General features: G+C 69.2%; 24 protein-coding genes. 9 read left to right on the top strand and 15 right to left on the bottom strand.

The annotated features are described in order from the left end of the window. Window positions 1-122 precede the first annotated feature (122 nt). From TA3x_RS12755 to TA3x_RS12740, 4 genes are all read right to left on the bottom strand, one after another. Window positions 123-2,087 carry an oleate hydratase gene (locus tag TA3x_RS12755; protein ID WP_435021772.1) on the bottom strand — a complete coding sequence of 655 codons (1,965 nt, stop codon included), beginning with the start codon at window positions 2,085-2,087 and terminating at the stop codon, window positions 123-125. Window positions 2,088-2,643: 556 nt separating this feature from the next. Continuing rightward, a complete protein-coding gene (locus tag TA3x_RS12750) occupies window positions 2,644-4,116 on the bottom strand; it encodes a protein adenylyltransferase SelO (RefSeq protein ID WP_435021770.1) in 1,473 nt (490 codons plus the stop codon). A 127-nt stretch (window positions 4,117-4,243) separates the two neighbouring features. Then, window positions 4,244-4,789 carry a hypothetical protein gene (locus tag TA3x_RS12745; RefSeq protein ID WP_435021768.1) on the bottom strand — a complete coding sequence of 182 codons (546 nt, stop codon included), beginning with the start codon at window positions 4,787-4,789 and terminating at the stop codon, window positions 4,244-4,246. 101 nt (window positions 4,790-4,890) lie between these two features. Next, entirely contained in the window at window positions 4,891-5,880 is a 990-nt protein-coding gene (locus TA3x_RS12740; protein ID WP_435021766.1) for a zinc-dependent alcohol dehydrogenase family protein, read from the bottom strand. Window positions 5,881-6,044: 164 nt separating this feature from the next. On the opposite strand from TA3x_RS12740, the gene TA3x_RS12735 reads away from it, so the two are divergent. The 3 genes from TA3x_RS12735 (at window position 6,045) to TA3x_RS12725 (ending at window position 7,422) form a co-directional block, all read left to right on the top strand. Then, complete coding sequence (locus TA3x_RS12735; protein WP_435021764.1) at window positions 6,045-6,383, top strand: ArsR/SmtB family transcription factor; 339 nt, start codon at window positions 6,045-6,047, stop codon at window positions 6,381-6,383. Window positions 6,384-6,394: 11 nt separating this feature from the next. Further along, entirely contained in the window at window positions 6,395-6,883 is a 489-nt protein-coding gene (locus tag TA3x_RS12730) for an SRPBCC family protein (RefSeq protein WP_435021762.1), read from the top strand. Window positions 6,884-6,957: 74 nt separating this feature from the next. Next, window positions 6,958-7,422 (top strand): GyrI-like domain-containing protein, encoded by a 465-nt coding sequence (locus TA3x_RS12725; protein ID WP_435021760.1) that lies wholly within the window; start codon window positions 6,958-6,960, stop codon window positions 7,420-7,422. A 27-nt stretch (window positions 7,423-7,449) separates the two neighbouring features. Here the strand turns inward: TA3x_RS12725 and TA3x_RS12720 are convergent, their stop codons facing one another. After that, the gene (locus TA3x_RS12720; RefSeq protein WP_435021758.1) at window positions 7,450-8,067 is read right to left on the bottom strand and encodes a flavin reductase family protein; all 618 of its coding nucleotides are present in this window, start codon (window positions 8,065-8,067) and stop codon (window positions 7,450-7,452) included. 164 nt (window positions 8,068-8,231) lie between these two features. Between TA3x_RS12720 and TA3x_RS12715 the strand changes: the two genes are divergently transcribed. Then, window positions 8,232-9,431, top strand: a complete 1,200-nt coding sequence (locus TA3x_RS12715) for a serpin family protein (protein WP_435021756.1) — start codon at window positions 8,232-8,234, stop codon at window positions 9,429-9,431. Between the two features lie 50 nt (window positions 9,432-9,481). On the opposite strand, the gene TA3x_RS12710 is transcribed toward TA3x_RS12715, so the two are convergent. Further along, window positions 9,482-9,940: a DUF1569 domain-containing protein gene (locus tag TA3x_RS12710; protein WP_435021754.1), complete on the bottom strand. Its 459-nt coding sequence runs from the start codon at window positions 9,938-9,940 to the stop codon at window positions 9,482-9,484. Between the two features lie 16 nt (window positions 9,941-9,956). Next, entirely contained in the window at window positions 9,957-11,597 is a 1,641-nt protein-coding gene (locus tag TA3x_RS12705; RefSeq protein ID WP_435021753.1) for a hypothetical protein, read from the bottom strand. A gap of 400 nt (window positions 11,598-11,997) precedes the next feature. Between TA3x_RS12705 and TA3x_RS12700 the strand changes: the two genes are divergently transcribed. Beyond that, window positions 11,998-12,318, top strand: a complete 321-nt coding sequence (locus TA3x_RS12700) for a DUF427 domain-containing protein (protein ID WP_435021752.1) — start codon at window positions 11,998-12,000, stop codon at window positions 12,316-12,318. A 53-nt stretch (window positions 12,319-12,371) separates the two neighbouring features. Here TA3x_RS12700 and TA3x_RS12695 read toward each other — a convergent pair whose 3' ends face one another. The 5 genes from TA3x_RS12695 to TA3x_RS12675 form a co-directional block, all read right to left on the bottom strand. Continuing rightward, entirely contained in the window at window positions 12,372-13,121 is a 750-nt protein-coding gene (locus tag TA3x_RS12695) for a Bax inhibitor-1/YccA family protein (RefSeq protein ID WP_435021750.1), read from the bottom strand. Between the two features lie 138 nt (window positions 13,122-13,259). Continuing rightward, the gene (locus TA3x_RS12690) at window positions 13,260-14,015 is read right to left on the bottom strand and encodes a S1 family peptidase (protein WP_435021749.1); all 756 of its coding nucleotides are present in this window, start codon (window positions 14,013-14,015) and stop codon (window positions 13,260-13,262) included. Next, on the bottom strand, window positions 14,015-14,425 hold the full coding sequence (locus TA3x_RS12685; protein ID WP_435021747.1) for a hypothetical protein: 411 nt from the start codon (window positions 14,423-14,425) through the stop codon (window positions 14,015-14,017). The genes TA3x_RS12690 and TA3x_RS12685 overlap by 1 nt, the downstream gene beginning before the upstream one ends. Before the next feature lie 15 nt (window positions 14,426-14,440). Beyond that, window positions 14,441-14,905: a monooxygenase family protein gene (locus TA3x_RS12680; RefSeq protein ID WP_435021746.1), complete on the bottom strand. Its 465-nt coding sequence runs from the start codon at window positions 14,903-14,905 to the stop codon at window positions 14,441-14,443. 34 nt (window positions 14,906-14,939) lie between these two features. Beyond that, the gene (locus TA3x_RS12675; RefSeq protein WP_435021744.1) at window positions 14,940-15,716 is read right to left on the bottom strand and encodes an inositol monophosphatase family protein; all 777 of its coding nucleotides are present in this window, start codon (window positions 15,714-15,716) and stop codon (window positions 14,940-14,942) included. Between the two features lie 313 nt (window positions 15,717-16,029). On the opposite strand from TA3x_RS12675, the gene TA3x_RS12670 reads away from it, so the two are divergent. From TA3x_RS12670 to TA3x_RS12660, 3 genes are all read left to right on the top strand, one after another. Further along, complete coding sequence (locus TA3x_RS12670; protein WP_435021742.1) at window positions 16,030-16,935, top strand: RluA family pseudouridine synthase; 906 nt, start codon at window positions 16,030-16,032, stop codon at window positions 16,933-16,935. An 83-nt stretch (window positions 16,936-17,018) separates the two neighbouring features. After that, the gene (locus TA3x_RS12665; protein ID WP_435021740.1) at window positions 17,019-17,285 is read left to right on the top strand and encodes a DUF433 domain-containing protein; all 267 of its coding nucleotides are present in this window, start codon (window positions 17,019-17,021) and stop codon (window positions 17,283-17,285) included. 3 nt (window positions 17,286-17,288) lie between these two features. Further along, window positions 17,289-17,630, top strand: a complete 342-nt coding sequence (locus TA3x_RS12660; protein WP_435021738.1) for a DUF5615 family PIN-like protein — start codon at window positions 17,289-17,291, stop codon at window positions 17,628-17,630. A gap of 146 nt (window positions 17,631-17,776) precedes the next feature. Here TA3x_RS12660 and TA3x_RS12655 read toward each other — a convergent pair whose 3' ends face one another. Further along, window positions 17,777-19,465 (bottom strand): hypothetical protein, encoded by a 1,689-nt coding sequence (locus TA3x_RS12655; protein ID WP_435021736.1) that lies wholly within the window; start codon window positions 19,463-19,465, stop codon window positions 17,777-17,779. 441 nt (window positions 19,466-19,906) lie between these two features. On the opposite strand from TA3x_RS12655, the gene TA3x_RS12650 reads away from it, so the two are divergent. Further along, window positions 19,907-20,605: a hypothetical protein gene (locus tag TA3x_RS12650; protein WP_435021734.1), complete on the top strand. Its 699-nt coding sequence runs from the start codon at window positions 19,907-19,909 to the stop codon at window positions 20,603-20,605. Window positions 20,606-20,705: 100 nt separating this feature from the next. Here the strand turns inward: TA3x_RS12650 and TA3x_RS12645 are convergent, their stop codons facing one another. Both TA3x_RS12645 and TA3x_RS12640 read right to left on the bottom strand, forming a co-directional pair. Then, window positions 20,706-21,233, bottom strand: a complete 528-nt coding sequence (locus TA3x_RS12645) for a TPR end-of-group domain-containing protein (protein ID WP_435021732.1) — start codon at window positions 21,231-21,233, stop codon at window positions 20,706-20,708. 131 nt (window positions 21,234-21,364) lie between these two features. Then, window positions 21,365-22,549 (bottom strand): ADP-ribosylglycohydrolase family protein, encoded by a 1,185-nt coding sequence (locus TA3x_RS12640; RefSeq protein WP_435021730.1) that lies wholly within the window; start codon window positions 22,547-22,549, stop codon window positions 21,365-21,367. Between the last annotated feature and the right edge of the window lie 198 nt (window positions 22,550-22,747).

The raw sequence follows: 22,747 nt of genomic DNA, 5'->3' as shown, positions 1-22,747 counted from the left end.
TTCCTTCCGATCGAGCCATCCGGAAGCATGGCCCGGCCCACTCGGGGTGGGCGGGCCAGTTCCATGCCGCCTTGCTCGTACCGATGTTCAACAGTCTGCAGTCGCCTTGGAGGCATCAGGCCCTAACTCTTTCGCTCGGCCAGGCTTCCCCGGATCCTGTCGAGCCAGCCGAGCACCGTGCCCATCGCCTGATTCCCCTTGCCCAGGAGGCCCGAAAGCTCGTTCTCGACCGATTGGAGCCGGGAGGAAGCCGGCTCCGGCAGCGGCGGCAGGATGTGGGCGAAGTAGGTTTTGTCCAGGAGCCGGTGCAGGAGGCGCTCGCCCGGGAAGGGCTCGTTGTTGTTCAGGACGCGGGCGGCCTTCAGCAAGTTTCGGATGTCATACTGCGTCGGGCTGATGTCGGGCACCTGCTTTCGCAGGCCGAGGAGCTTGTAGACGGCGATCCGCGCGGTGCGGATCGAACTATCCATGGTGAAGATGATGTCATTGGACGTCTCGACGAACTGGCCCATCAGGCCGAGGTTCGTGCAGCCGGCGGGCACGACGTGCGGGCGATCCCCCGCCGCGCGGGGCATGAACATCGCGGTGATGTAAGGCATCAACGCGAGCCTCGCCTTGGTATTCGCCGCCACGTCGTCCAGCCGATCCTCGATGCCGAGGTGGTAGCAAAGCTCGGCCAGGATTTCCCGCCCGTTGCAGGCCGGCATCGGCTTCTTGACGTGGTTGCCCTCCTTGTCCATCAGCAGGGCATAGACCCAGAGCACCAGGACGTCGGCGGGCTGATTCGGGAAGTGCGGCTGTCGATTGCAGGTGAAGCTCAGGACCCAGTTGGAGTCGGTGAAGGTGATGATCCCTCCGGTCACGGTCTTGCCGGAATAGGGGTCGTTGACCGACAGTTCCTTCAGCTTCTCGACCAGTGGCGACGGCTTGCAGGTCAGCGTCACCGACTCCCACATCGAGCCATCGACATCGCCGTAGAATTTCTCGGGCTTGCCGAAGATGGGCGACTTCTTCGCCAGGTTCTTCCACAGGGCCCAGTCGCTCTGGTCGCCCGGGTCATGCTTGCCGCGTTCCAGGACCGGGGCGTGGTCCATGTCGCCGTAGGCCGTGCCCTCGGTCATCGACCCGGTCAGTGCGAAGACGACATCCTTCGGCCCGAGGGGGATGGTGGTCTCCGCCCCGCCCGACCGGGCCCGGATCGCGGTCACCGTCCGGGACTCGCCCTCGACGGCCATGTCGAGGTCGTAGGCATGCGTGTCGAACTGCACCTTGACGCCCCGGGCCCGCAGGTGGTCGACCAGGGGCCGGACGAAGCTGTCATACTGGTTGTACTTGGGGAAGACGAGGGCCGACATATCGGCCAGCCCGTCGAACGCGTCGAGGAACCGGTGCATGTAGAGCTTCATCTCCAGGAGGCTCTGCCAGTTCTCGAACGCGAACATGGATCGCCAGAGATACCAGAAGTTGGTCTCCAGGAAGCTCGCGCTGAAGTATTGCTCGATGGAGATGTCGTCGAGGTCTTCCTTCCGCTTGAGCATCAGCCGGATCAGGTCCCACTGGTGCGACTTCGACAGGCCCAGGGTGGAGAAGTCGCGGATCTGGCCACGCTTGTGCATGAGCCGGGACTTGGAGTAGTTGGAATCGTTGTCATTGACCAGCCGATATTCGTCGAGGACGCTGTAGCCCTCGGGCAGCTCCAACGCCTGGACATCCTGGAACATGTCCCACAGGTTGTCGTAGTTCCAGTTCATCTCCCGGCCGCCGCGGATGATGTACCCTTCCTCGGCATTGCCCGCGCCGTCGAGCGACCCGCCCGCGATGTCCAACGCATCCAGGATGGTGATATCCTCGCCGGCCATCCCGCCATCGCGAATCATGTAGAAGGCCGCGGCGAGGCCCGCGATGCCGCCGCCGATGATCCACGCCTTCCGGCCGGGGACGGGCCCGGGCAGCACCGGCCGATTCCGCATGTAGGCGCCCATCATGTCGGGCGGCGGCATGGTGTTGGCGGGGCTGTTATGCCAGTAGGCGGCCGTCGCGTCGTTCTCGACCTCGAACGGCTTGCCGGAATCGGTCGGTTCGGTCATGGGGGGCCCTCGGGATCATGTCAGCCTGATCGGGGTTGGAACACCGACGATACCCGTCACGCATCCAAGAATACCAGGACGTGCCGGCGGATCGGCCGAACCGCCCGCCCGAGATCGATCCGAATGTCAGCCCATCAAACCGAGAAGCAACTCTTTCGGGCCGACGGGACGGGCTGCAAGCCGCCGAGGCCGGCTCGTCGTCGCCCCTCGACGCCGAGGGGTCCGCCCCTTCGCCGGCAGGGCTTCCCGAGGAAAGGCCGCCGGGTCCGGGGCGTGCCCCGACCACCGGCCCCCGGCCGCTGCCTTCACGGCCCGGGATGCCACGGGAAGACAAATCGATTCCTCGACACGGGATGCTCGGCAAATCAACGCCGCCCCTGTCAACCGGGCTTCGAAGCGGCGACAGGACCGCCCCTTGCCATCGCGATGGCAGGGCGGTCCTCGCCGGGTCGCGATCCTTCTCCCGGGAAGCTGGAGGTGAAGTCCTTCCCCTTCCTTCGTTTCCCATCCGCCGGGACGTCCTGACGGCGAGCGGTCCTCGGGAGGGCCGAAGCGACTACGTCCCGCAGAACGTCCGATATCCCGGCTTCGCGGAGGGTTCCCGATATTCGGCGTTGCCGGGGCGATCCTCGTAGGGGGCGGCCAGCGCATCGAGGAGCCGGCGGAGCAGCGAGAGGTCGTCCTCCTTCTCGGCGGCGGCGAGGGCCTCCTCCACCCGATGATTCCTGGGGATCACCGCCGGGTTGACCGATCGCATCAGGGCGAGCGCCCCGGTTTGCGGCTCGCGGCCGAGCCGCTCCACCCAGCGGGCATGCCAGGACCGGAAGTCGCCATCCCGATCGGCGCAATCGCCCGGCGGTCGATCCGGCGAGAGGTCGCGGAAGGTGTTGGTGAAGTCGGCCCGGGTCCGCTGCATCCAGTCGAGAAGCGAGTGGATCAGCTCGGGGTCGCCGGCCTCTTCGGTGCGGAATCCCAACTTCTTCCGCATCCCGGCGAGCCAGTAGCCTTCGCAGAGGTCGGGGAAGCCCTCCAGCACCTCGGTGGCGATTTCGACCGCCGTCTCCGGCTCGGGGTCGAGGAGCGGCAGCAGCGTTTCGGCCAATCGGGCCAGGTTCCACTGGGTGATGAGCGGCTGGTTGCCGTAGGCGTAGCGCCCGCCCCGGTCGATCGAGCTGAACACCGTCGCCGGGTCGTATGCGTCCATGAAGGCGCAAGGGCCGTAGTCGATCGTCTCGCCCGAGATCGCCACGTTGTCGGTGTTCATCACCCCGTGGACGAAGCCGACGAGCTGCCACCGGGCGATCAGCGCGGCCTGGCGATCGGCGACCGCCCGGAAGAATTCCAGGTGCTTGCGAGGAGCATCGACCAGCTCGGGATAATGGCGATCGATGGCGTAAGCCGCGAGCGCCCGGAGGGTCGATTCGTCGCGGCGGGCCGCATACTCGAAGGTGCCGACCCGGATGTGGCTGGCGGCCACGCGGGTGAGGATGGCCCCGCGCAGGGGCGTCTCCCGATAGACCCGCTCGCCGGTGGTCACGACCGCGAGGCTCCGCGTGGTGGGGATGCCCAGGGCGGCCATCGCCTCGCTGATCGCGTATTCGCGGAGCATCGGCCCGAGCGCGGCCTTGCCGTCGCCGCCCCGGGAAAACCGAGTCCTCCCCGATCCCTTGAACTGGATGTCGACCAGCCGCCCGTCGGGCGTCCGATGTTCCCCCAGGAGGATCGCCCGGCCATCGCCGAGCATGGTGAAGCCGCCGTACTGGTGCCCGGCATACGCCTGCGCGATCGGCATGGCCCCGGCCGGGATGGCCTGGCCGGCGAACAGCGCCGCCGCCTCGTCGGCCGAGCACGCGGCGAGGTCGAGCCCGAGTTCCCCCGCCAGGCGATGGTTCAAGATCGCGACGCGCGGCTGCGGCACGGCGGCCGGGCTGGTCGCGACGAACAGGTCGCCCGGCAGTTGCGCGTAGGTCGTCTCTAACCGCCAGCCGACGGTCTCGTGTCCAGCCACCGATCCGGTCGGAGCGGCCATCCTGCACCTCCTGGTGAAACATCGGGCGGGGTCGGGCGAAGTCCAACCTCCGAGGCAACGGCCCGCCGAGCATGCACACCGCGGGCCTTTCTCGCGAAGGTGCCCCGGACACGGCGGGCCGCCCGCCTCATGAATCCTTCCACACCCCCGCATATTTCTTGCGATACTTCCCGTCCGGTTCCGACTCGATCAACTCCAGGGCCTTCGACCGGATCGCCCCATCCGGCCGGCGATCGTGGAGCTTTCGCAGGCCCTGGACGATGTCGAAGCGGATCAGGGTCGCGTTCTTCTCGGCGACACAGTCCGCGAAGCGTCCGGCCATCGCCGCGACCACCGCCTCCGCCTGGGCGTCCCCCGCCAACCCGACCTTCCAGAGCGCGAGCAGGCAATGCCTGGCGGTCACGAACTTCGGGTCTCTCGTCACCCCGATCAGGGCGTCGAGGTCCCGGAGGATCCGCCCTTCGGGGTCGCTCATGGCCAGGTTGCAAAGGAGTTGCGCGGCGATCGACCGGAGGCGATTGTCCTTGTGGGACAAGGCTCCGAGGAGATCGTCCCAGACTTCGTACGCCCAATCCACCGGCCCTTCCGACTCGGCGAGCAGGGATTGATAAGCCTCGCCCTGCACGATCCGATCGCCGGAACGGATCTCCGCCATCCGCGTCGCCACGCTCATGTCCGTGCCCTCCTGGCTCCGCCGAAAATCCTTTCATCGGCATCCCCGGCACCTCCCCCGCAGGCCATCCGGCCGGGGTCCGGCTGGGGGGACCTGCCCGGTCACACCGTGACGACGATCTTGCCGATCTGCTCGTTCCCTTCCATGTAGCGATGGGCCTCGGCGATCTGCTCGAACGGGAAGGTCTTTGCGATGATCGGTTTCAGGGTCCCGTCGGCGAGGCCCTCGTTGACGAACGCCAGGCCGCGCTCCATCTTCTCCGGGACCGTCGTGACCTCGGACAGGAGATAGCCGCGGATCGAGAGGGATTTTCCGAGCACCTCGAACACCGGCACCGGTGTGGGCTCGCTGCTCAGGGCCCCGTAGATGAACAGGATGCCCAGGTGCGTCATCGCCTTGACCAGCTTGGCGACGGTCGGACCGCCCACCGGGTCGAAGACGACGCGGGCCCCCTTGCCGCCGGTGATCGATAGGATCTCCCGGACCAGATCCTGCTCATCGCTGGCGATCACGTGCGCCGCGCCGGCGTCCAGCAGGGCCTGCCGCTTGGAGCTGCCCCGCGTCATGGCGATGGGGATGGCCCCGACCTTGTTGGCGATCTGGATCGAGGCCAGTCCGACGCTGCTCGACGCGGCGGGGATGACCACGGCCTCGCCCTTCCCGAGCCCGGCGACCTCGATCAACGCCCCGTAGGCGGTGAGGTACTGCATCCAGATCGAGGCGGCCTCCTCCCACGAGAGCGAGGCGGGATGGTGCGCCACCGCATGGGCCGGGACGTTCACTAGTTCCCCATACACCCCATACTGGTTCAGGCTGAAGGCCGGGATCGTGCTGACGGCCTCCCCCTTCTTGAACCCCGCCACGCCCTCGCCCACGGCCGTCACCGTCCCCGATGCCTCGTACCCGTTTCGCGCCGGAAACTGAGGCGGTTCGAGGTACTGCCCCCGGCGGAACATCGCCTCGGCCCGGTTCAGGCCGATCGCCTTGACGGCGATCTGCACCTCCCCCTTGCCGGGAGGGGCGACGTCGAGGTCCTCGATCCGCAAAACCTCGGGCCCGCCGAGTTCGTGAAAACGGACAACCCTGGCCATGGCGTCGCCTCCTGTCCTGGTGGTCGATCTCCGATGCGTCGCCGCCATTCTAGCCGCCAGGGCAAACCGAGCGATGCCCGACCGGGTCTCGACCCGGCCATTGACCGGCGATCAACTTGCACATAAATTACCTTTCGGCTATACAACCACAAGGTAATCTACCGATGCTGACAGCAACGCTCGACGCGACGTTCGCGGCCCTGTCCGACCCCACGCGGAGGGCGATCCTCGCCCGCCTGGCGGAGGGGGAAGCCACGGTGAACGAGCTGGTGGCCCCGTTCCAACTCAGCCAGCCGGCGATCTCCAAGCACCTGAAGGTCCTGGAGAAGGCCGGCCTGATCTCGCGGGGGCGGGATGCCCAGAGGCGTCCGTGCCGGATCGAGGCCGGGCCGCTCGCCGCGGCCAACCGGTGGCTGGAGGATTATCGGAAGATCTGGGAAGCGAACTTCGACCGCCTCGATACCCTGCTGGACGAGATGAAAGCCGACAAGAAATCCCCCTGAGGACCCCGCCGATGCGGAACGCCCTGAAGGTCACGACCCCGACCGATCGAGAAATCGTCATCACTCGCGATTTCAACGCCTCGCGTGCCCTGGTCTGGGACGCCATGTCCCGGCCCGAGTTGCTCAAGCGTTGGCTGCTCGGCCCCCCCGGCTGGGAGATGACGGTATGCGAGGAAGATGCCCGCGTCGGCGGGACGTTTCGCTGGGCCTGGGTCGGCCCGGACGGGGCCTCGATGTCGATGTCGGGCGTCTACCACGAAGTCGTCCCGCCCGAGCGGTGCGTCCGCACCGAGGTCTTCGACACCGGCTGCGTCCCCGGCGGGGGCGAGCAACGGGCGACGCTGGTCCTGGAGGATTGCGGCGAGACGACCGCCCTCACGATCACCCTCCTCTACGAATCCAGGGAGGCCCGCGACGGCGCGCTCGCCTCGGGCATGGAACGGGGCATGGCCGCCGGCTACGACCGCCTCGACCAGATTCTCGACCGGGCCGCCGCCTGACGCATTGACCGGGGGACGTGATCGCATCGCCCCCCCTTCCCCCTGCCGATCCAACCTCATGGAAGGAGTCCGAGATGGTTGAACCACCGCAGATCGTCGAGACCGCCGACCGCCTGACCGCCTGCATCCCGCTGGTCGTCCCCCGGGCCGAGATCCAATTCGTCATGGGCCCGAGCCTCCGTGAGTTGTACGCCACGCTCGCCGCGCAGGGGATCGCCCCCGCCGGCCCCTGGTTGACCCACCACCGGCGACGCCCCTCGGACACATTCGACTTCGCCGTCAGCGTCCCGGTCCACACGCCGGTGGCCCCGTCGGGCCGGGTGATCCCGGGCCGACTGGCCGCCGCCCGGGTGGCCCGCACGGTGTATGGCGGCCCCTACGAAGGGCTCGCCGGTGCCTGGGGCGAGCTGACCGCGTGGGTGGCATCCCGGGGGCTGGCCCGATGCGAAGACCTCTGGGAAGCCTACCTGGTGGGGCCGGAATCGGGCCGGGACCCTGCCGCCTGGCGGACCGAACTCAACCAGCCATTGGCCGATTGACCAGGGGGATAACCCCGGGGGCCGGCGTCACCCGACCTTCGGCCGGGTCATCTGGAACGGCCGATCGGCCTCGATGTAGTCGGCCAGGTAGCCGCACCGGGCGATGGTCCGGGCCAGGGTGATGTCGAACAGCCCGTCGCGGAGGCATTTCGGGTCGATGTGGACCCCGACCACCTGGCCCATCACCAGGAAGTTGTTCGTCTCCCGGCCTTCGAGGTCGGTGACCGGGATCACCCGGATCAGCTTGCATTCGAGGGCCGCCGGCGACTCGGCCACGCGGGGGGCCGAGATGATCCGGCACGGCAGGGCCGTCAGCCCGGCCATGACCAGTTCATCGACGCCGTGGGCCACGGCGGCCGAGGTCAGGTTCATCGCCTCCGCCAGCGGCCGGGTCGCCAGGTTGAAGGTGAATTCGCCGGTCGCTTCGGCGTTGCTCAGGCTATCCTTGCGGCCGTAGCTGCTGAAGCCGATGATCGGCGGCTCGTCGCAGAAGGCGTTGAAGTAGCTGTACGGGGCCAGGTTGACCCGGCCTTCTCTGTCCCGGGTCGAGATCCAGCCGATCGGCCGGGGGGCGATGATGGCCTTGAACGGATTGTGCGGGAGGCCATGCCCCCGGGCGGGCTCGTAGAAATAGGTCTCGTCCATCGGCGGCGGCGCCTCCCCAGGGTTCGGAGCGTCGGATCGCCACCAGTGTATCAGCGCGACGGAGGCCGGCACGACCGGCGGGCTCGCCCCCGATCCAAGGTTTCCGGGCCGGGGACGTGGTATCTTCGGGAACGGGTCCGACACCACTCGCCGGAGGATGACGCATGAACTGGCTCGCGATCTCGCTCGTGGCCCTGGGGCTGGGGACCGAACCTGGGGAGGCTCCGATGTCCGACGTCGTCCGGGGAAACAACGCCTTCGCGCTCGACCTCTACGGTAAGCTCCGGGCCCAGGAGGGCAACGCCTTCCTCTCGCCCTACTCGATCTCATCCGCCCTGGCGATGACCCGGGCGGGGGCGAAGGGGGAGACGGCCGCCGAAATGGATCGGGTCCTCCACCTCAAGGGCGGCGACCCCGCGGCCACGGACCGCGAATTCGCGGCCCTGATGTCCTCGTTGAACGGGGATAAGGCCGACCGCGGCTATCGCCTCGACGTGGCCAACCGGCTCTGGGGGATGCAGGGCTTCCACTTCGTCCCCGAGTTCATCGAGCGGACCAGGGCCAACTACGGCGCGGGGCTGGAGCGCATCAACTTCGGCCAGACGGCCGAGGCGATCCGCACGATCAACGCCTGGGTCGCCTCGAAGACCCAGTACAAGATCAACGATCTGCTCCAGGAGGGCGACGTCAACGCCGGGACCCGCCTGGTTCTGACCAACGCCATCTATTTCAAGGGGAAGTGGACGATCCCCTTCGCGAAGGAATCTACCCGCGACCGGCCGTTCCACGCCTCCGCATCCGCCCCCGCCCCGGTGCCGACCATGATGCACGAGGGCTCGTACCTCTATTATGAGGGGGACGGGCTCAAGGCGATCGAACTGCCCTATCGCCCGGGCGACCTGGCCATGGACATCCTCCTGCCCGACGCCATCGACGGCCTCCCGGCGATCGAGGCGAAGCTCACCCCGGACAACCTGACGCGGTGGCTCGGCGGCCTCAAGAGTCGCCGCGTGGAGCTTTCGCTGCCCAGGTTCACCATGAAGACCAAGGCCGAGCTCAGTAAGCCCCTCGCCGCCCTGGGGATGATCCGCGCCTTCAACCCGGAGGCGGCGGACTTCTCGGGGATCGCCACCGAGGAGGAGCTTTCGATCTCGGCGGTCATCCATCAGGCGTTCGTCGCCGTGGACGAGGAGGGGACCGAGGCGGCCGCGGCCACGGCGGTGGTCATGCGGGCCACGGCGGCGATGCAGCCCCCGACGCCCCCCGCCATCTTCCGCGCCGATCACCCGTTCCTGTTCCTGATCCGCGACGTCCGATCCGGCGCCATCCTGTTCCTCGGACGCGTGGCGAACCCGAAGGGTTGATGGATCGGTGGTCGGCGGGCGCACCGCCTCGCCGATCCCGCTCGGGCCGATCAGCAGGCCTCGTCGGGGATGACGAAGCTGAGGTGGTGCGCGGCGTGGATCCTGTGGAACGTCATCCATTCCTCGGGGGCCATCGGCCCGAGGAACGGATGATCCGCTGACGGCGGCCGGGATCCGGTCACGCACCCGATCACAGCGCGGAGCGCCTCGGCCTCGGCCCGATCATCGAGGCCGGGCTTCGGCTGGAACTTCGCGGGCAAGGGCGCCCCTTCCCGCATCCGGCCGGAGCGGAGGATCTTCCGCTTCATGAATCGCCCGAAGGTCTGGCGGATCAGCCAGGGGGCCTTGCCGCCGTACCCCTCCACTGATCCGATGAAGGAACCGGAGAGGTGGTTGCAGATCTGGCCGAGCGACCACCGACCCAGGGTCGTATGCCCCTTGAGAAGGCGGTCGACGTCGGCCATCACATCATCAAGTCGTTCGAAAGTCAGGTCGCGGCGTGCCGCCATGGCGACGCTCCTCGGGTCATTCTCGGTGGAGGCCCCGGTGGGCCCAGGTCCGCACCCGGCCGGACCCGGCGCGGGGCTGGAACCAGCGTTCGGTGATGGCATCGAGCCGGCGGTCGGCCTGCCAGGTGACCAGGACGTCGATCTCGCCGTGATGCTCGCGGAGCAACGACTCCCAGAGCCGGAGACGCTCCTCGGCCTCGCCGGGGCCGTCCTTGAACGAGACGACCTCGAAGTCCTTGGCCGCGGGGTGGGGGCGATCGGCCCGGACCCGGACCGGGAAGTAATAGTGGTCCGTCTCGTAATTGCCCCAGATGATGTTGGGCGGGTCGATGCCGAACAGGCAATCGGCGTGGAGCAAGGGATTGGCCAGGAACCGGCCCCTCGTCCCGACCAGGAGCGTCCCGACCCTCTGCCCCGTCCCGATCGACGGCCCGGCCCGGAGGAACTCCCGGAGCCGATCGCGGCAGTCCAGGGCGTATTCCCAGACGAACGCCGACTGCACCGCAAGGGCCACCCCCAGCAAGAGAACCGCCAGCCGGCCCGCCGGCCGCTTCGAACCGAAGTCGAGCCAGGGCACCAGCGCCACCAGCCCGAGCAGGGTCAGCCGCTGGGGGAGGTAATGCCCGTGGCGCTCGCCCAGGGTATCGGGGCCGAACACGCCCCCGGCCAGGATCAGGGCCGCGAGGATCCCCCAGCCCCGTAGTTCGGAGCGTCGGGCCCTCCAGGTCGCGCCCGCCAGCAGGATCAGGCCGACCGACGTCCAGGCCGCCGGCGCCAGCAGGCCATACCAGGGCGAGGAGGCCCCGCCCAGGGGGCGGATGGTCTTCGCCGCCAGCGAGAGCGGATCGACCCACGACAGCTGGGCCACCCAGGCCCGGGGCGAGGCGAGCCGGCCCGCCAGGTGCTGCCAGGTCGGCTCCAGCCCGCCCCCGGATCGGGTGATCGCCGCATAGATCAGGCCGAGAGGGACCAGCGGGACCAGCGCGGCCAGCGTCCAGATCAATCGCCCGCGCCTCGGGCCGGGCGTCGCCAGCGTCAGCACCGCCAGCCCGAACGCCGTCATGCCCAGGCTGACCGGGTGGCAGAAATAGCCGAGGATCAGCAGCCCGGCCAACCTCGCGGCACCGGCCGGCCCGGGTTGGTCCCGACCCCGCCACCAGGACGCCAGGGTGATCGGGAACAGGGTCGCGCCGAGCAGGAAGCTGGTGAACCCCAGCAGCCAGGTCACGTTCAGGCCGAGCAAGACCGCCAGCACGCTCGCCCATGCCAGCCCGTCCGCACCCGCCACCCGCCACCGCAACCAGACGATGGCCCCGGCCAGGGCCGCCAGCGTCCCGGCCGTGATCGCCCGCCCGGCCACGCCCGCCGGCAACAGCTCGACCGCCAGCACGGTCGCCGCGTGCCCGGCCCAGTTGGGCACCGGCCGCCAGTTGACCTCGTAGGTGCCGGAGTAGGACGAATCGGCCCGGAGCGACGACGCCAGGATCCGGGCGTTGAACAGGTGGGCCGGCCCGTCCTGGGTCGAGAACTCGGGGACGAAGGCGATCGCCGCCAGCGCCGGGAGGAGTGCCAGCGCGAGGGCGAGCAGGCCCCGGTTCGGCCCCCGGGCGGGCACGGGGTCGATCGTCTCGGTGGCGACGTCGGCGACCGGGTTCAAGGGCGCGGCATCCTGGCCGGGAAAGGAAAAAACCCGGCTCCCCGTCGAGATGAACCTCGGGGGGAGCCGGGCTCGATGCGTGGCAACCGGACTGACGACCGGAAAATCCGCCCGGGCCTGATCAGGGGCCGAGGAGGTCGGTTCGCAGCCGCTTCGGTGTGCGGCAAGGTCCTAAATCACGCGGTGCGAGTGTCGGGAGCACGCCCGACCTGGCGATGCCTCTAATGTATCGCGCGATCGGCGGGCCGGCAAAAAGATTTCCTCAAGATTCCGGAGCGGCAGGGCCGACGCGCGGGCGGCCTTCCCCCCGCGCGATCCGGCCATGACGATCCCGGCCGGCGGCCTACAATGCCGGGGAACGGGGGCGTCCCGCCCCCGGCCAAGGGAGGACGCACGCATCATGAACATCACGATTCGCGAGAAGCAGTCGGGCAAACTCCTGGCGAGCGCGCCGGAGGGCTCCGAGCTGGTCGTCCCCTTCGAGGGGAACCTGTACTTCGACACGTCCGTCGTGGAGGAAGGCTCCCTCCGCGTCACCGACCGGACCTACACCTGCCCGCACAAGGGCGTCTGCCAGTGGATCGATTTCGTCGATCCGTTGGAGGGCCGGACCGTCCGGGACGTCGGCTGGGTGTACAACAAGCCCAAGCCGGGGAACGAGGTGATCCAGGGCAGATACGGCTTCTACGCCGGGACGCGCGGCGGCACGAAGCAGGCCTGACGAGACGGCCCGGCCGCGATCGGGCGTCGCGGCCGGGCCGGGGTGGATCGGGATTAGTCGCGGCGGCTCTGGAGCTTCATGAGCAGGCGGACGATCTCCAGGTACAGCCAGATCAGGGTGACCATCAGGCCGAAGGCGCAGTACCACTCCATCGACTTCGGGGCGCCGGAGCGCGACCAGCGGTCGATCTGGTCGAAGTCGAGCAGCAGGTTGAACGCGGCCAGCCCGACCACGAAGACGCTGAAGGCGATGCTAAACCCGCCCGAGCCCTGGATCAGGGTGAACGGGTAGCCGAACATCCCCGCGATCCACGACGCCAGGTAGACCAGGGCGATTGCGCCGGTGGCCGCCGTGACGGCCGCGACGAGTTGCCCCGTGACCTTGATCAGCCCGGTCACGTAGGTGAATAGCATGACGAAGCTGACGCCGCCGGTCAGCGCCACCGCCTGGAAGGCGATGCCGGGATAGCCCTGGTTCTCGATGACCCGCGACAACGACCCGAGGAACACGCCCTGCACGGCGGCATAGATCGGCGCCGTCCAGGGGGCGGCGGTCGGCTTGAAGGTCGTGATCAGGGCCAGCACGAACCCGCCGATCATCGACCCCACCATGAGGCCTTGGGGCATGGTGCCCGCCGCGGTCTGGTCCCACGACCACGCGGCCGTCAGCATCACCAGGGCCAGCAGCACCAATCCCTTCAGGGCGGTGCCCTGGGCGGTCAGCGTCGTGCTCGTCCCCCACGACCGCGACTGGTCGAAGTGGGACAGGATATTGTCGGAAAACGCGGGATTGCTCGTCTGCACGGTCGATTCTCCAGCGAGGCCAGGCGGTTGAGTCGGCCGGGGACGGCGGGCGAACCGCGCACCCCCACATCCCTATTGTGGACCACCGCTCCTGGATAGACAACGAAATCCGGGCCCCGGTTGTTCGCGCCGGCCGGGCTAGCGGGCCACGGCCTGCAACTCCCCCTGGGACCGGGCCACCGACCCGGCCAGGTCCTTGTGCTCGGCGAGCAGTCGGTGGACGTTGCGAATCGGGCTGAACAGGCCGAGCGTCTTGTTCGTGTCCCAGGTGATCCGGCCCACGCACACGCCGATCAGCGTCCCGTCCTCGCGATAGAGGCCGCCCCCGGACCGCCCTTCCACGGGCGGGTCGTCGGTCAGGTAGAACATCCGGTCGACCCGCTCGTCGGCGATCCGGAGCCGCGCGGTCCGGCGGAACCGGGTCGTCCAGCCGAGCAGGCGTTCGCCCCGGTCGTAGCCCAGGGAATTGACGACGATGCCCGGCTCGGGCGGGTTGCTCCCCGGCTCGATCCGCGCCCGGTACGGCAACGCGGGCAGGCCCGGGACGCGGAGGATGGCCACGTCCGCATCGGGGTCCCGCGCCGCCACGGTCGCGGCGAACTGCTTGGGGAAGGCCGATTCCTTCGCCGTCTGCTCGACGCCGATGTTGAACCGGTGGAGGGCGACCCGCGTTGGGTTCGTTTCGGACGCGACGACGTGGGCCGCGGTCAGCACCAGCGTCTCGCCCGCGGACGAGGCGATCACGGTGCCGGTCCCGAGCGACGATCCGTTGCGGATCATGACCGTCGGGCGAAAGGTGGCGTCGTCCCCGGGCCGGGGCTCGTCGGCCGGGCCGGGGGCCGGCATCATCAACGCCGAAATCAGGCCCGCCAGGACGACGCCGCGACGGATCATCAGCCGGCCTCCCCGACCAGGATGCGGATCTCGCGTTCGCGCCGGAGCCGGCGGGCGGTGGCCTCCTCCCAGTCGATGTCCTCGTCCCGGAGCCAGCCGGCCGCGCGGTCGCGCCACTCGTCGGGGACCGGAACGCCGAGTTCGGCATGGCGGACCACCACGCCGACGAACCCCAGCCGCTCGGTCTCGTCCCACTCGTCCCAGGGCTTGTCCACCGCCTCGCGGCAGGCCGCGACCGCCGCCTCCAGGGTGGCGGGGTTGGCCAGTTGCTTCTCGATCTGGTCGGGCGTGAGCGGGTTGCGGTCGTCCATCAGGTCTTCATAGACGGCCCCATGCACCCGGTCGAAGCCGGCGTCGAGCGCCTCGGCCGCGTCGTCGTTCTCGTAGCTCCGCACGCCCCATTGTCCCATCGCGGTCCCCTCGCCTCAGCGTCGCCCCAATCGATCCCGGCTCGTGGTCATCGGCCCGACGGCCTCGCCGGTCGCCCCGAACGCGAACAGCCCGGTCGGCGGGCAGTCGAGCGCGATCGCCTCGATCCCCGACCTCGGCACGAGATACGTTTCATGGTAGATCCCGAAATCCCCCTTGGTACGCATCCGGCCCAAGGCCTCACGCCACCAGTCCGAGTGGGGGGGCCGGTGCGACCAGGCGTCCAGGGACTCGAAGTCCTTCCAGTATTGTAGGACCCCGAGATGATCCCTGCCGAGCAGGAATCGTTCCGAACTCAGCAGCCCCGCGTCGCCGGCCATCGCCTCCTTCGCCGACCGCTCGATGGCCCGGCCGATCCGCAGGGCGAACGGCAGGGCGCGGAGCCGGCGGACCCGGAGCCCGAGCCGGACCAGGCAAAGCTCCGTCATGGTCTCGGGCAACGAAGCGACGACGCGACGCATGCGGGGAACGCCTCCATCCGCCTCGGGGCGACGGTCAGAATTCGCGGGCCGAAGCCAGCAGGATCTCCAGTCGCTTCGGCGGGGCGATGAAGGTGGGCCGCGCCACCGGGGTCCGGGCGACGAACTGCGCCGGGGTCAGGTGCTCGCCGTCGATCGTGGCGAACCGCCCGCCGGCCTCGGAGACGATCACCGCGCCGGCGGCGACGTCGTGGGCTTGCTCGCCCAGGAAGGTGCAGGCGGCCAGCCGGCCGCAGGCCACGAACGTCTGCTCGCAGCAGGCGCTGCCGAGGTCGCGGAGCCGCCCGGGCAGGGTCCGGGGGTCGACCGTCCGAAGGGCATTGGTGCCGACGCAGAGGTTGTCCTGGGAGTGGAAGGTGTCCGCGTCCTGGATCCGGAGCCGGACCCCGTCCTTCCAGGCCCCCCCCCCCTTGATGGCCCAGAACAGCTCGTTGAGCGGGGGGATGGCGATCACGCCCAGCACCGGCTCGCCGTCGTCGATCAGGCCGATCGAGACGGCCCACAGGGGCAGGCCGTGGACCAGGTTGCCGGTGCCGTCGATCGGGTCGATCGACCACCGGCGCGGCCCGGTGCCGCCCGAGGCGGCGTATTCCTCGCCGGTCAGCCGGTCGTCGGGGAACATCGTCCCCAGACGCTCGCGGATCAGCCGCTCCAGGGCCTTGTCGAGGTCGGTGACGTAGCTCTCATTGGCCTTCTCCTCGGGCGTCACCTGATCCGACCGCGACCGGGCCAGCGCGGCGGCCTCGGCGGCCAGTCCCTTGATTGCTTCCAGATCCTCGGCGAGCGTTCCCATTCCCATCGATCCCCGGTCGGCGGCGGCAGGCGTCCAGTCTGCCTTACAAGATAGTCCATCGGGGCCCCCGGGGGACAGTCCCCGGCCCAAACCGGCCCCTCCCGGCGGTGGGGCCTATGCCTGGGGGGCGCGGCACGCTAAGAATGGAGCCGTCAAGGATGGCCCCGCCGGGTGGCCTCATCTACGATGGACGAGACTGCTCGCGGTCCCCGGCCGTCCCCCCTCCGGGCGACCGAAGATCGCGAGGCGGGCGGCCCTCATGGACTGGAAGGCCGCCCAGTCAGCCACCGGAACCGTTGGGACATCGCCCGCCGTGCCGATCCGCCTCGATAAACTCGTCTCCGAACGCTTCCAACTCTCCCGCCGGGCCGCCCAGGAGGCGGTCCGCAACGGCCGGATCGACCTCGACGGCGAGCGTTGCGACGAGCCCGGCCGCGAGGTCGAGCCCGACGCCCCGCTGGGGTACTTCCCGAACCGGCCCCGGCTCCGCAAGGTGGCCGGGCGGCTCCAGATCCTCCACGAGGATCCCCACGTCCTGATCGTGGTCAAGCCGGCCGGCCTGCTCAGCCAGCCCACGCCCGAGCAGGAGAAGGACACCCTGGTCACCCGGGCCCAGCGCTACCTGACCTACCGCCACGGGGCGGGCCGGACCTACATCGGCGTCGTCCACCGGCTCGACAAGGACACCTCCGGCGCCCTGGCCCTGGCCCGCACGCCCCAGGCCACGCGGGCCTTCCAGGACCTGTTCCGCGACCACAACATCGAGCGGCAGTACCTCGCGGTGGTCGAGGGCACGGTCCGCCGCGAGACCGGGACGATCGACAAGGCCCTCGTGGTCGACCGTGGCGACCTCCGCCGGGGCGTGGCCCGCGTGCCCGGCGAGGGGAAGCACGCCGTGACCCACTTCCGGGTCGTGGAACGCTTCGGCCCGGTCGCCACCCTGGTCGCCTGCTGGCTGGAGACCGGCCGCACCCACCAGATTCGCATCCACCTGGCCGAGATGGGCCACCCCGTCGTGGGCGAGCCGGTCTACCGGCCCCGCGAACAGCCCTCGTGCAAGGCCAAGTTCCACCGCCAGGCCCTGCACGCCCAGACCCTGGGCTTCGTCCACCCGATCACCGGGCAGGAGGTCCGGGTCGAGGCCCCCCTGCCCCAGGACATGGACGACCTGATCGTCGACCTCCGCAACCGCTACGGCATCCCCAACGCCGGGGGATGAACGTTGCCGAATCGATGGCGAGGCCCCTTTCGTTGCAGCCTTCCGCCCCGGCAGGTACGATCGATGGCAGGAGGGGCAAGCTCATGGCCACGACCGTCGAACAGCTTCTGGCCGGGCTCGGCTCGGGCATCGAGTCGGAGCCGGGCATCTGCGGCGGCGATCCCCGGATCGCGAACACCCGGATCCCGGTCTGGACCCTGGAGCATTACCGCCGCCTCGGCCTGTCCGAATCGCAGATCCTCGCCGCCTATCCCGGGCTGAGGGCCGCCGACCTGGTCAATGCCTGGGCCTATGTGGCCGCGAATCGCGACGAGGTCGAGCGGCAGATCGCCGAGAACGAGGGGGCCTAGCGCTTGGCCCACCTCTACGCCGACGAGGACTTCCCGCTCCCGGCCTGCGAGGCCCTGCGACGGCTCGGACATGACGTCTTGACGGCGAACGAGGCCGGTCGGGCGGGGCGAGGGATCTCCGATGAGGAGGTCCTGGCCTATGCGCACTCGCTCGGCCGGGCGGTGCTCACGCACAATCGCAAACATTTCCGCAATCTCCACAACGCCGGCCACCCCCACAGCGGACTCGTCCTCTGCAGTCATCATGCGGACTTCGCGGCACTGGCGGCCCGGGTCGACGCGGCATTGGCCAGGGCCGCCTCCCTCCGATCGATGCTCATCAAGGTCGACCGAGCCTCGCCCTGATTCCGCACCCAGGCCCTGGGCTTCGTCCACCCGATCACCGGGCAGGAGGTCCGGGTCGAGGCCCCCCTGCCCCAGGACATGGACGACCTGATCGTCGACCTCCGCAACCGCTACGGCATCCCCAACGCCGGGGGATGATGCGGCCTTTAGAAATCCGTGAGGATCTGGACCTGGTACATCGTCCCGCTCTCGCCGGCGAAGTAGCCGTAGAGGGCGTTGTTGGCCGGAGAGTGGTTGATCCGCTTGACCTCGAAGGTGCCCCGGACGTTGCGGGTGGAGTAGATGTACCAGTTCACCCCCCCGCCATATTCGCTGCCGTCGCCGAATTCGCCGAAGACCGCGGACCCCCTCGCGTAGACTTCGAAACGCTTCGGGATCAACGCATAGGACACCTGGGCGAGCCCGCCCGAGTCGAACAGGTTCAGCCTCGGCTGGGGGATCGCCCCGCCGCGCGAGTCGAGCCCATTGATCCACCGGCCGTAGTATTCGCCGCCGAGGCTGAAGCCGCGATATTTCAGGGACAGGTCGTAGGAGAACAGGGCGATGTTCGCCCCGGTCACCGTCACCCCCCTGGCCAACGCCCCGGCCTGGTAGATCGGGGTGCCGTCGGACAGGCGGAGGATCGTGTCCTCGGGGTTCGTCCCGCCGGTGGCGGGGTCGGGCTCGCGGCGGCTGCGCTGGTAGGTCAGGCTCGACCCGGTGCGGAGCACGAGGTTCTCGTGATACTCCTCGTCCGAGTAGCCGGGGCCGAACTCGCCGAGCGGCTCCCACCAGACGTTCGCGGCGTAGGCCATGTTGTTGTTGGATCGGTCGGCGCCGAGGCGGGCCGCGTTGAAATTGTTGTAGACCCCCGCGTAGTAGAAGACGCCTTGCAGGGGCTCGCCGTTGGCCCAGATGCCCCCGCTGAGCGAGGGCCGGAAGAAGGTGTTGGCCATCGACCGATCGATGCCCAGCGGGTAGCGGGCCGATTCGGTCCACTCGCGGGTGCCGGGGATCTTGTAGTATCCGCCCGCGATCCGCAGCGCCTTGGCGAAATCGTAGCCTACGAATCCCTGGAAGATCGTCTGATTGGTCGTCGAGGTGCTGAAGACCGTGGCGTTGTACTTCAACTTCGGGGAGAAGGCGAAGCCGGTGAACGAGAACCAGTTGCGGTTCATCTCGATGTTGTTCCGCTGGAGGACGGGGAGCACCTGCCCGGTGCTGTCCGTCCAGTTCTGCACCGATCGGCTGAAGCCCGTGTAGCGGACCTGGGTCGTGATGTTGAGCTTGAGGGAGAAGGGCGTCTTCTGTTCGTCGACGGGGGCGACCAGCACGAAGCCCTGGTCATAGCGGCCGGTGATGTACCGGCGGCCCGTCCCGAGCGAGCTGGCCTGGGGGATGGCATCGTTGCCGCCATCCTGGAGATCCGAGAAGTCCGACGGGATGTCGTCGTCCCCCCGGATCGCCGGGCCGTCGACCGGGATGGCCTCCGGTGCCGGGGCCGCGTCCGCAGGGGGCGAATCCGCGTCCATGGGGGCGGGATCCTGGACATCGCCGGGAAGGCTCGGGCTGGGCTGGTCCGGGGTGGGCGGGGATTCCGCCTGCGTGGGCGCCACCCGGTCGTCGGGGGGGGCGACCCGCACGGCGCCCAGCCGATCGGCCAGCCTCCGGTTCTCCTCGGTCAGCCTCTGGATCTGCTCCGACTGCTTGCCAACCAGGCTCTCCAGACGCCGAAACCGCTCGTCGATGTCCGAGGGGAGTGCGGCCGGCGTGGCGGCCGGAGCCGCAGGAGGGGCGGCGGGCGTGGGCTCGCCCCCGTCCGCACCAAGGCCCAGGGCCAGCACGAGCGAAGGCACCCATCGCAGGAGGATCCTCGGCCATCGAGACCGTCGCCCCGATCGTGGCGTTTCGACCTTGACCAAGTGAACCTTTCCTGGCTAAGGCCCGGCCCGTCCATGACCACCCCGGCGTCGATCCCGCGGTCATGCCGGCGGCATCCCGCCGCGGAGAGCGAGGCAAGGGATAAGTTGTCCCCGATTCGATGGATGGGCACGACCTTTATCGGACCGCGAGCCTGATCGCGTGAGACTGTTTCGATTTTAGCGGTTATCCGGGCGCCCAACGGTTCGGGAGGCTGTATCGCCCTGGGGTTCTCCGAACGACGCCCGCAGGAGGCTGAGGGACGAGCGACATGGATCGGATCGAGGAACCGGTGAACGGCCCCACCGGATGATGTTGTGATAGGATCCATCGCAGTCCGCGTGGCCGTGCTGTGTCGTTCGAGAGGGGAGAATCCGATGACGGTGTTTACCTTCCACCTGGCAAAGACCGAGCTCGGTACCACGGCGATGTCGCTCTGTCGCCCGCCGACGGGTCGGAAGGTACCCGGCCTCAACCACGCCGAATGCATGACAAGGATGACGCTCGGCGCCCCGATCCTCTCCCCGGCCCGGTTGCAGCTCCGCCATCTGGTGATGTTCGCCGCCTGGGACAGCCACTCAGCGATCGATGATTTTCTTGCCAATCATTCGCTGGGCCGCGTGCTGGCCACCGGGTGGCATGTGCGGATGGCGCTACTGCGACGCTGGGGTCATTTCACCGAATTCGATGGCTTCGAAGCGAGTGACGGAGGGCAAGACCCCGCGGCGCCGGTGGTCGCGGTCACGCTCGCCCGGTTGAATCTTCTGCAAGTGCCGCGTTTCATCCGATGGGGAAAGCCGGTCGAGCAACTCGTCCGAGACCACCCGGGCACGACCCTGGCGTTGGCGGCGAATCGGCCGCCTCGCACGGTCTCCACCTTCACCGTGTGGAGGTCCCAACAGGAGATGGTCGACATGGTCCGCGGGCGAAGCCTCGTGCCGCGACCCGAGCGCCATGCCGCGGCCATGGTCGAGCGCCAGCGCAAGGATTTTCACTTCGAGTTCACCACGTTGAGATTCAGGCCGACCGCCGAGCATGGGGCCTGGGAAGGGCGAACCCAGATCATTCCATCGTAGATGATCGACGATGTAGTGCCCGTCCGCCGAAGTGGGCGATCCTGACGGCAGATGGCGACGAATGACGCCGAGGTCGGCTCGCGCGGGACATCCGAACCGATCAGGCCAGCGGGGCCGGGCCGACGGCGAGGCGGTCGAACTCGGGGTTGCCGCGGAGGGCGTCGAAATCCCCCTCGTCGGCGATCAGCGCCCGGAGGTCCGGGTCGAGATCGAGCGCGGCGGCGAGTTCGTCGAGGCACTTGGCCGGGTTGTTGGCCAGGCTCCAGTAGCACGACAGGTTGTAGTGCAAGAGCGCGTGCTCGGGGTTGTGCCGGAGGGCCCGGCTCAGGGAGTCGATGGCCTGGGCCAGCCGATGGGTCCGCTTGTAGCACCAGCCCAGGGCGATCGCGACCACCACATCGCCGGGGCGGAGCGAGGCGGCCGTCTCCAGGGGGCGGAGCGCCTCGCGATACCGGCCCAGGGTCCGGAGCGCCTCCCCCATCAGGGAGTTGGCCTCGAACTGCATGGTCGCCCAGTCCGGCCGGCTCTCCAGGATCTCCAGGGCGCGCAGGGGCAGGTTGAGCATCAGGTAGCCCTCGGCCTCGCCGAGTTGCCGCTTGATCCGATCGTAGGTCGGTTGCGCCTGCACGCGATCGCCCCCCGGGACCGGACCGGCCCACGCCGATCCGCTGAGATCCAATCCTAGCGAAACTCGCGTCCAGGGCAAGACCTGCCGCGCATCGGCGGGTCCTGCCCGTGTCGCGGGGATCCGGGATCGGCTCAAAGGCGCCGGTTGGCGCCGAGGTCGCCCCCGTTGGCCGACTGGGTCATGAGCGACTGGCGGCAGGCGACTTCCTGGGCGCTCAGGGCCTTCTCGGTGGCCACGAGGTCGGGGATCTCCAGCCCCTCGGCGGACCGGCGGGCCAAGGCCTCGGCGCGGACCTCGATCCCTTCCCGGTTCTGGAGGCCGGCCAGCCAGCGGGCGGGGATCGCCTCGATGCCGTAGTGGGCCCCGGCCAGGGCGCCCAGGATCGCGCCGGTGGAGTCGGCATCGCCGCCGAGGTTGATGACCTCGGTCACGGCCTCCTCGAAGCTCTCGGTGGTGAGCAGGAGATAGAAGCAGGCCGGGATGCAGGCGGGGGGGAAGCCCATCGTGGCGCGGCGGCAGGCCGGTTCCGCCCCGTGGCGGTTGGCCTCCTCGGCCAGCGCGGCCAGGGCCCGCTCGCGGGGGATGTCCAGCAGGGACTCGGCGTGGGCGATCGCCTGCGACATGGCCCGGCCATGGCCGGCGATCGAGGCCACGGGCAGGGAAGCGTCTGCGGCGATCCTCGCCTCGGATCGGGCCGTGTCGGCGGCGACGCGGAACAGGAAGCTGGGGTCGCGCGACTCCCCGGAGGCCAGGCGGCGGACGCCGTGGGCCACGGCCATGGCGCCGGCCAGGCTGCGGACGTCGCGGTGGGTCATGAGGCTGGCGGACAGGATCGCCTCGTGGCGGGCGTCGTCATCCTCGGGGAAGTAGAGGGCCACCGGGGCGATCCGCATCGCCGCGCCGATGCCGGCCGAGTCCTGGCCCGTGAGGTGCGGCTCCACGCCGCGGCGCAGGTCGGCGAGCACCTGGCGGAAGCTTCGGCCGACCCCGCGATGGGCCCCGGCATACCCCGCCTCGGGAGTCGCCAGGTCCAAGTACACCTCGGCCAGGCGCCTGACATCCACGCGGCCGTGGGCCAGCAGGTTGTCGGACAAGGCCAGGGCCTGCTGGGTGTCGTCGGTATACAGGCCGGGCATCCGCCAGCGGTAGGGCTTCTTCTTCCAGGCGCGGGCCCCATCGACGTAGTCGGTCACCAGCTGGTAATGCGCCCGGATTTGTTGCGCCCCGAGACCCTCCAGCGGTCCCCCAAGTGCATCTCCGATGGCCAATCCAAGCAAGCACCCACGGACGCGGTCGATGCGGGTCGTTTGCGTCATCTCGTCACGGCTCCTACAGATCCAGGGGCGGCCCGCGTCGGACGGTCGGCATCCCGAAGTCGCCCGGACGCGTCGAAGGTACCGGGGGGGACCGAGGACGCCAATCGAAATTTGCCCGCCAACCCGGCCGCCGGCCCCCCCGCGACGCACCCCTGGCAGCAGGGGCCCTTGGCGCGTCATCCACTTAGGATCCGAGTC

Origin of the sequence: Tundrisphaera macrotermitis (genome assembly GCF_051175315.1) — a bacterium.
In the GTDB taxonomy this organism is placed as follows: domain Bacteria; phylum Planctomycetota; class Planctomycetia; order Isosphaerales; family Isosphaeraceae; genus Tundrisphaera.
This window is presented reverse-complemented; position numbering and strand designations above follow the sequence as displayed.

Coding starts and splice junctions, on each gene's coding strand:
- TA3x_RS12750 (WP_435021770.1), bottom strand. CDS start 4,116: ATGGCCGCTCCGACCGGATCGGTGGCTGGACACGAGACCGTCGGCTGG.
- TA3x_RS12730 (WP_435021762.1), top strand. CDS start 6,395: ATGCGGAACGCCCTGAAGGTCACGACCCCGACCGATCGAGAAATCGTC.
- TA3x_RS12725 (WP_435021760.1), top strand. CDS start 6,958: ATGGTTGAACCACCGCAGATCGTCGAGACCGCCGACCGCCTGACCGCC.
- TA3x_RS12755 (WP_435021772.1), bottom strand. CDS start 2,087: ATGACCGAACCGACCGATTCCGGCAAGCCGTTCGAGGTCGAGAACGAC.
- TA3x_RS12685 (WP_435021747.1), bottom strand. CDS start 14,425: ATGGGACAATGGGGCGTGCGGAGCTACGAGAACGACGACGCGGCCGAG.
- TA3x_RS12710 (WP_435021754.1), bottom strand. CDS start 9,940: ATGGCGGCACGCCGCGACCTGACTTTCGAACGACTTGATGATGTGATG.
- TA3x_RS12735 (WP_435021764.1), top strand. CDS start 6,045: ATGCTGACAGCAACGCTCGACGCGACGTTCGCGGCCCTGTCCGACCCC.
- TA3x_RS12700 (WP_435021752.1), top strand. CDS start 11,998: ATGAACATCACGATTCGCGAGAAGCAGTCGGGCAAACTCCTGGCGAGC.
- TA3x_RS12715 (WP_435021756.1), top strand. CDS start 8,232: ATGAACTGGCTCGCGATCTCGCTCGTGGCCCTGGGGCTGGGGACCGAA.
- TA3x_RS12740 (WP_435021766.1), bottom strand. CDS start 5,880: ATGGCCAGGGTTGTCCGTTTTCACGAACTCGGCGGGCCCGAGGTTTTG.
- TA3x_RS12690 (WP_435021749.1), bottom strand. CDS start 14,015: ATGATCCGTCGCGGCGTCGTCCTGGCGGGCCTGATTTCGGCGTTGATG.
- TA3x_RS12680 (WP_435021746.1), bottom strand. CDS start 14,905: ATGCGTCGCGTCGTCGCTTCGTTGCCCGAGACCATGACGGAGCTTTGC.
- TA3x_RS12650 (WP_435021734.1), top strand. CDS start 19,907: ATGACGGTGTTTACCTTCCACCTGGCAAAGACCGAGCTCGGTACCACG.
- TA3x_RS12675 (WP_435021744.1), bottom strand. CDS start 15,716: ATGGGAACGCTCGCCGAGGATCTGGAAGCAATCAAGGGACTGGCCGCC.
- TA3x_RS12720 (WP_435021758.1), bottom strand. CDS start 8,067: ATGGACGAGACCTATTTCTACGAGCCCGCCCGGGGGCATGGCCTCCCG.
- TA3x_RS12665 (WP_435021740.1), top strand. CDS start 17,019: ATGGCCACGACCGTCGAACAGCTTCTGGCCGGGCTCGGCTCGGGCATC.
- TA3x_RS12640 (WP_435021730.1), bottom strand. CDS start 22,549: ATGACGCAAACGACCCGCATCGACCGCGTCCGTGGGTGCTTGCTTGGA.
- TA3x_RS12745 (WP_435021768.1), bottom strand. CDS start 4,789: ATGAGCGTGGCGACGCGGATGGCGGAGATCCGTTCCGGCGATCGGATC.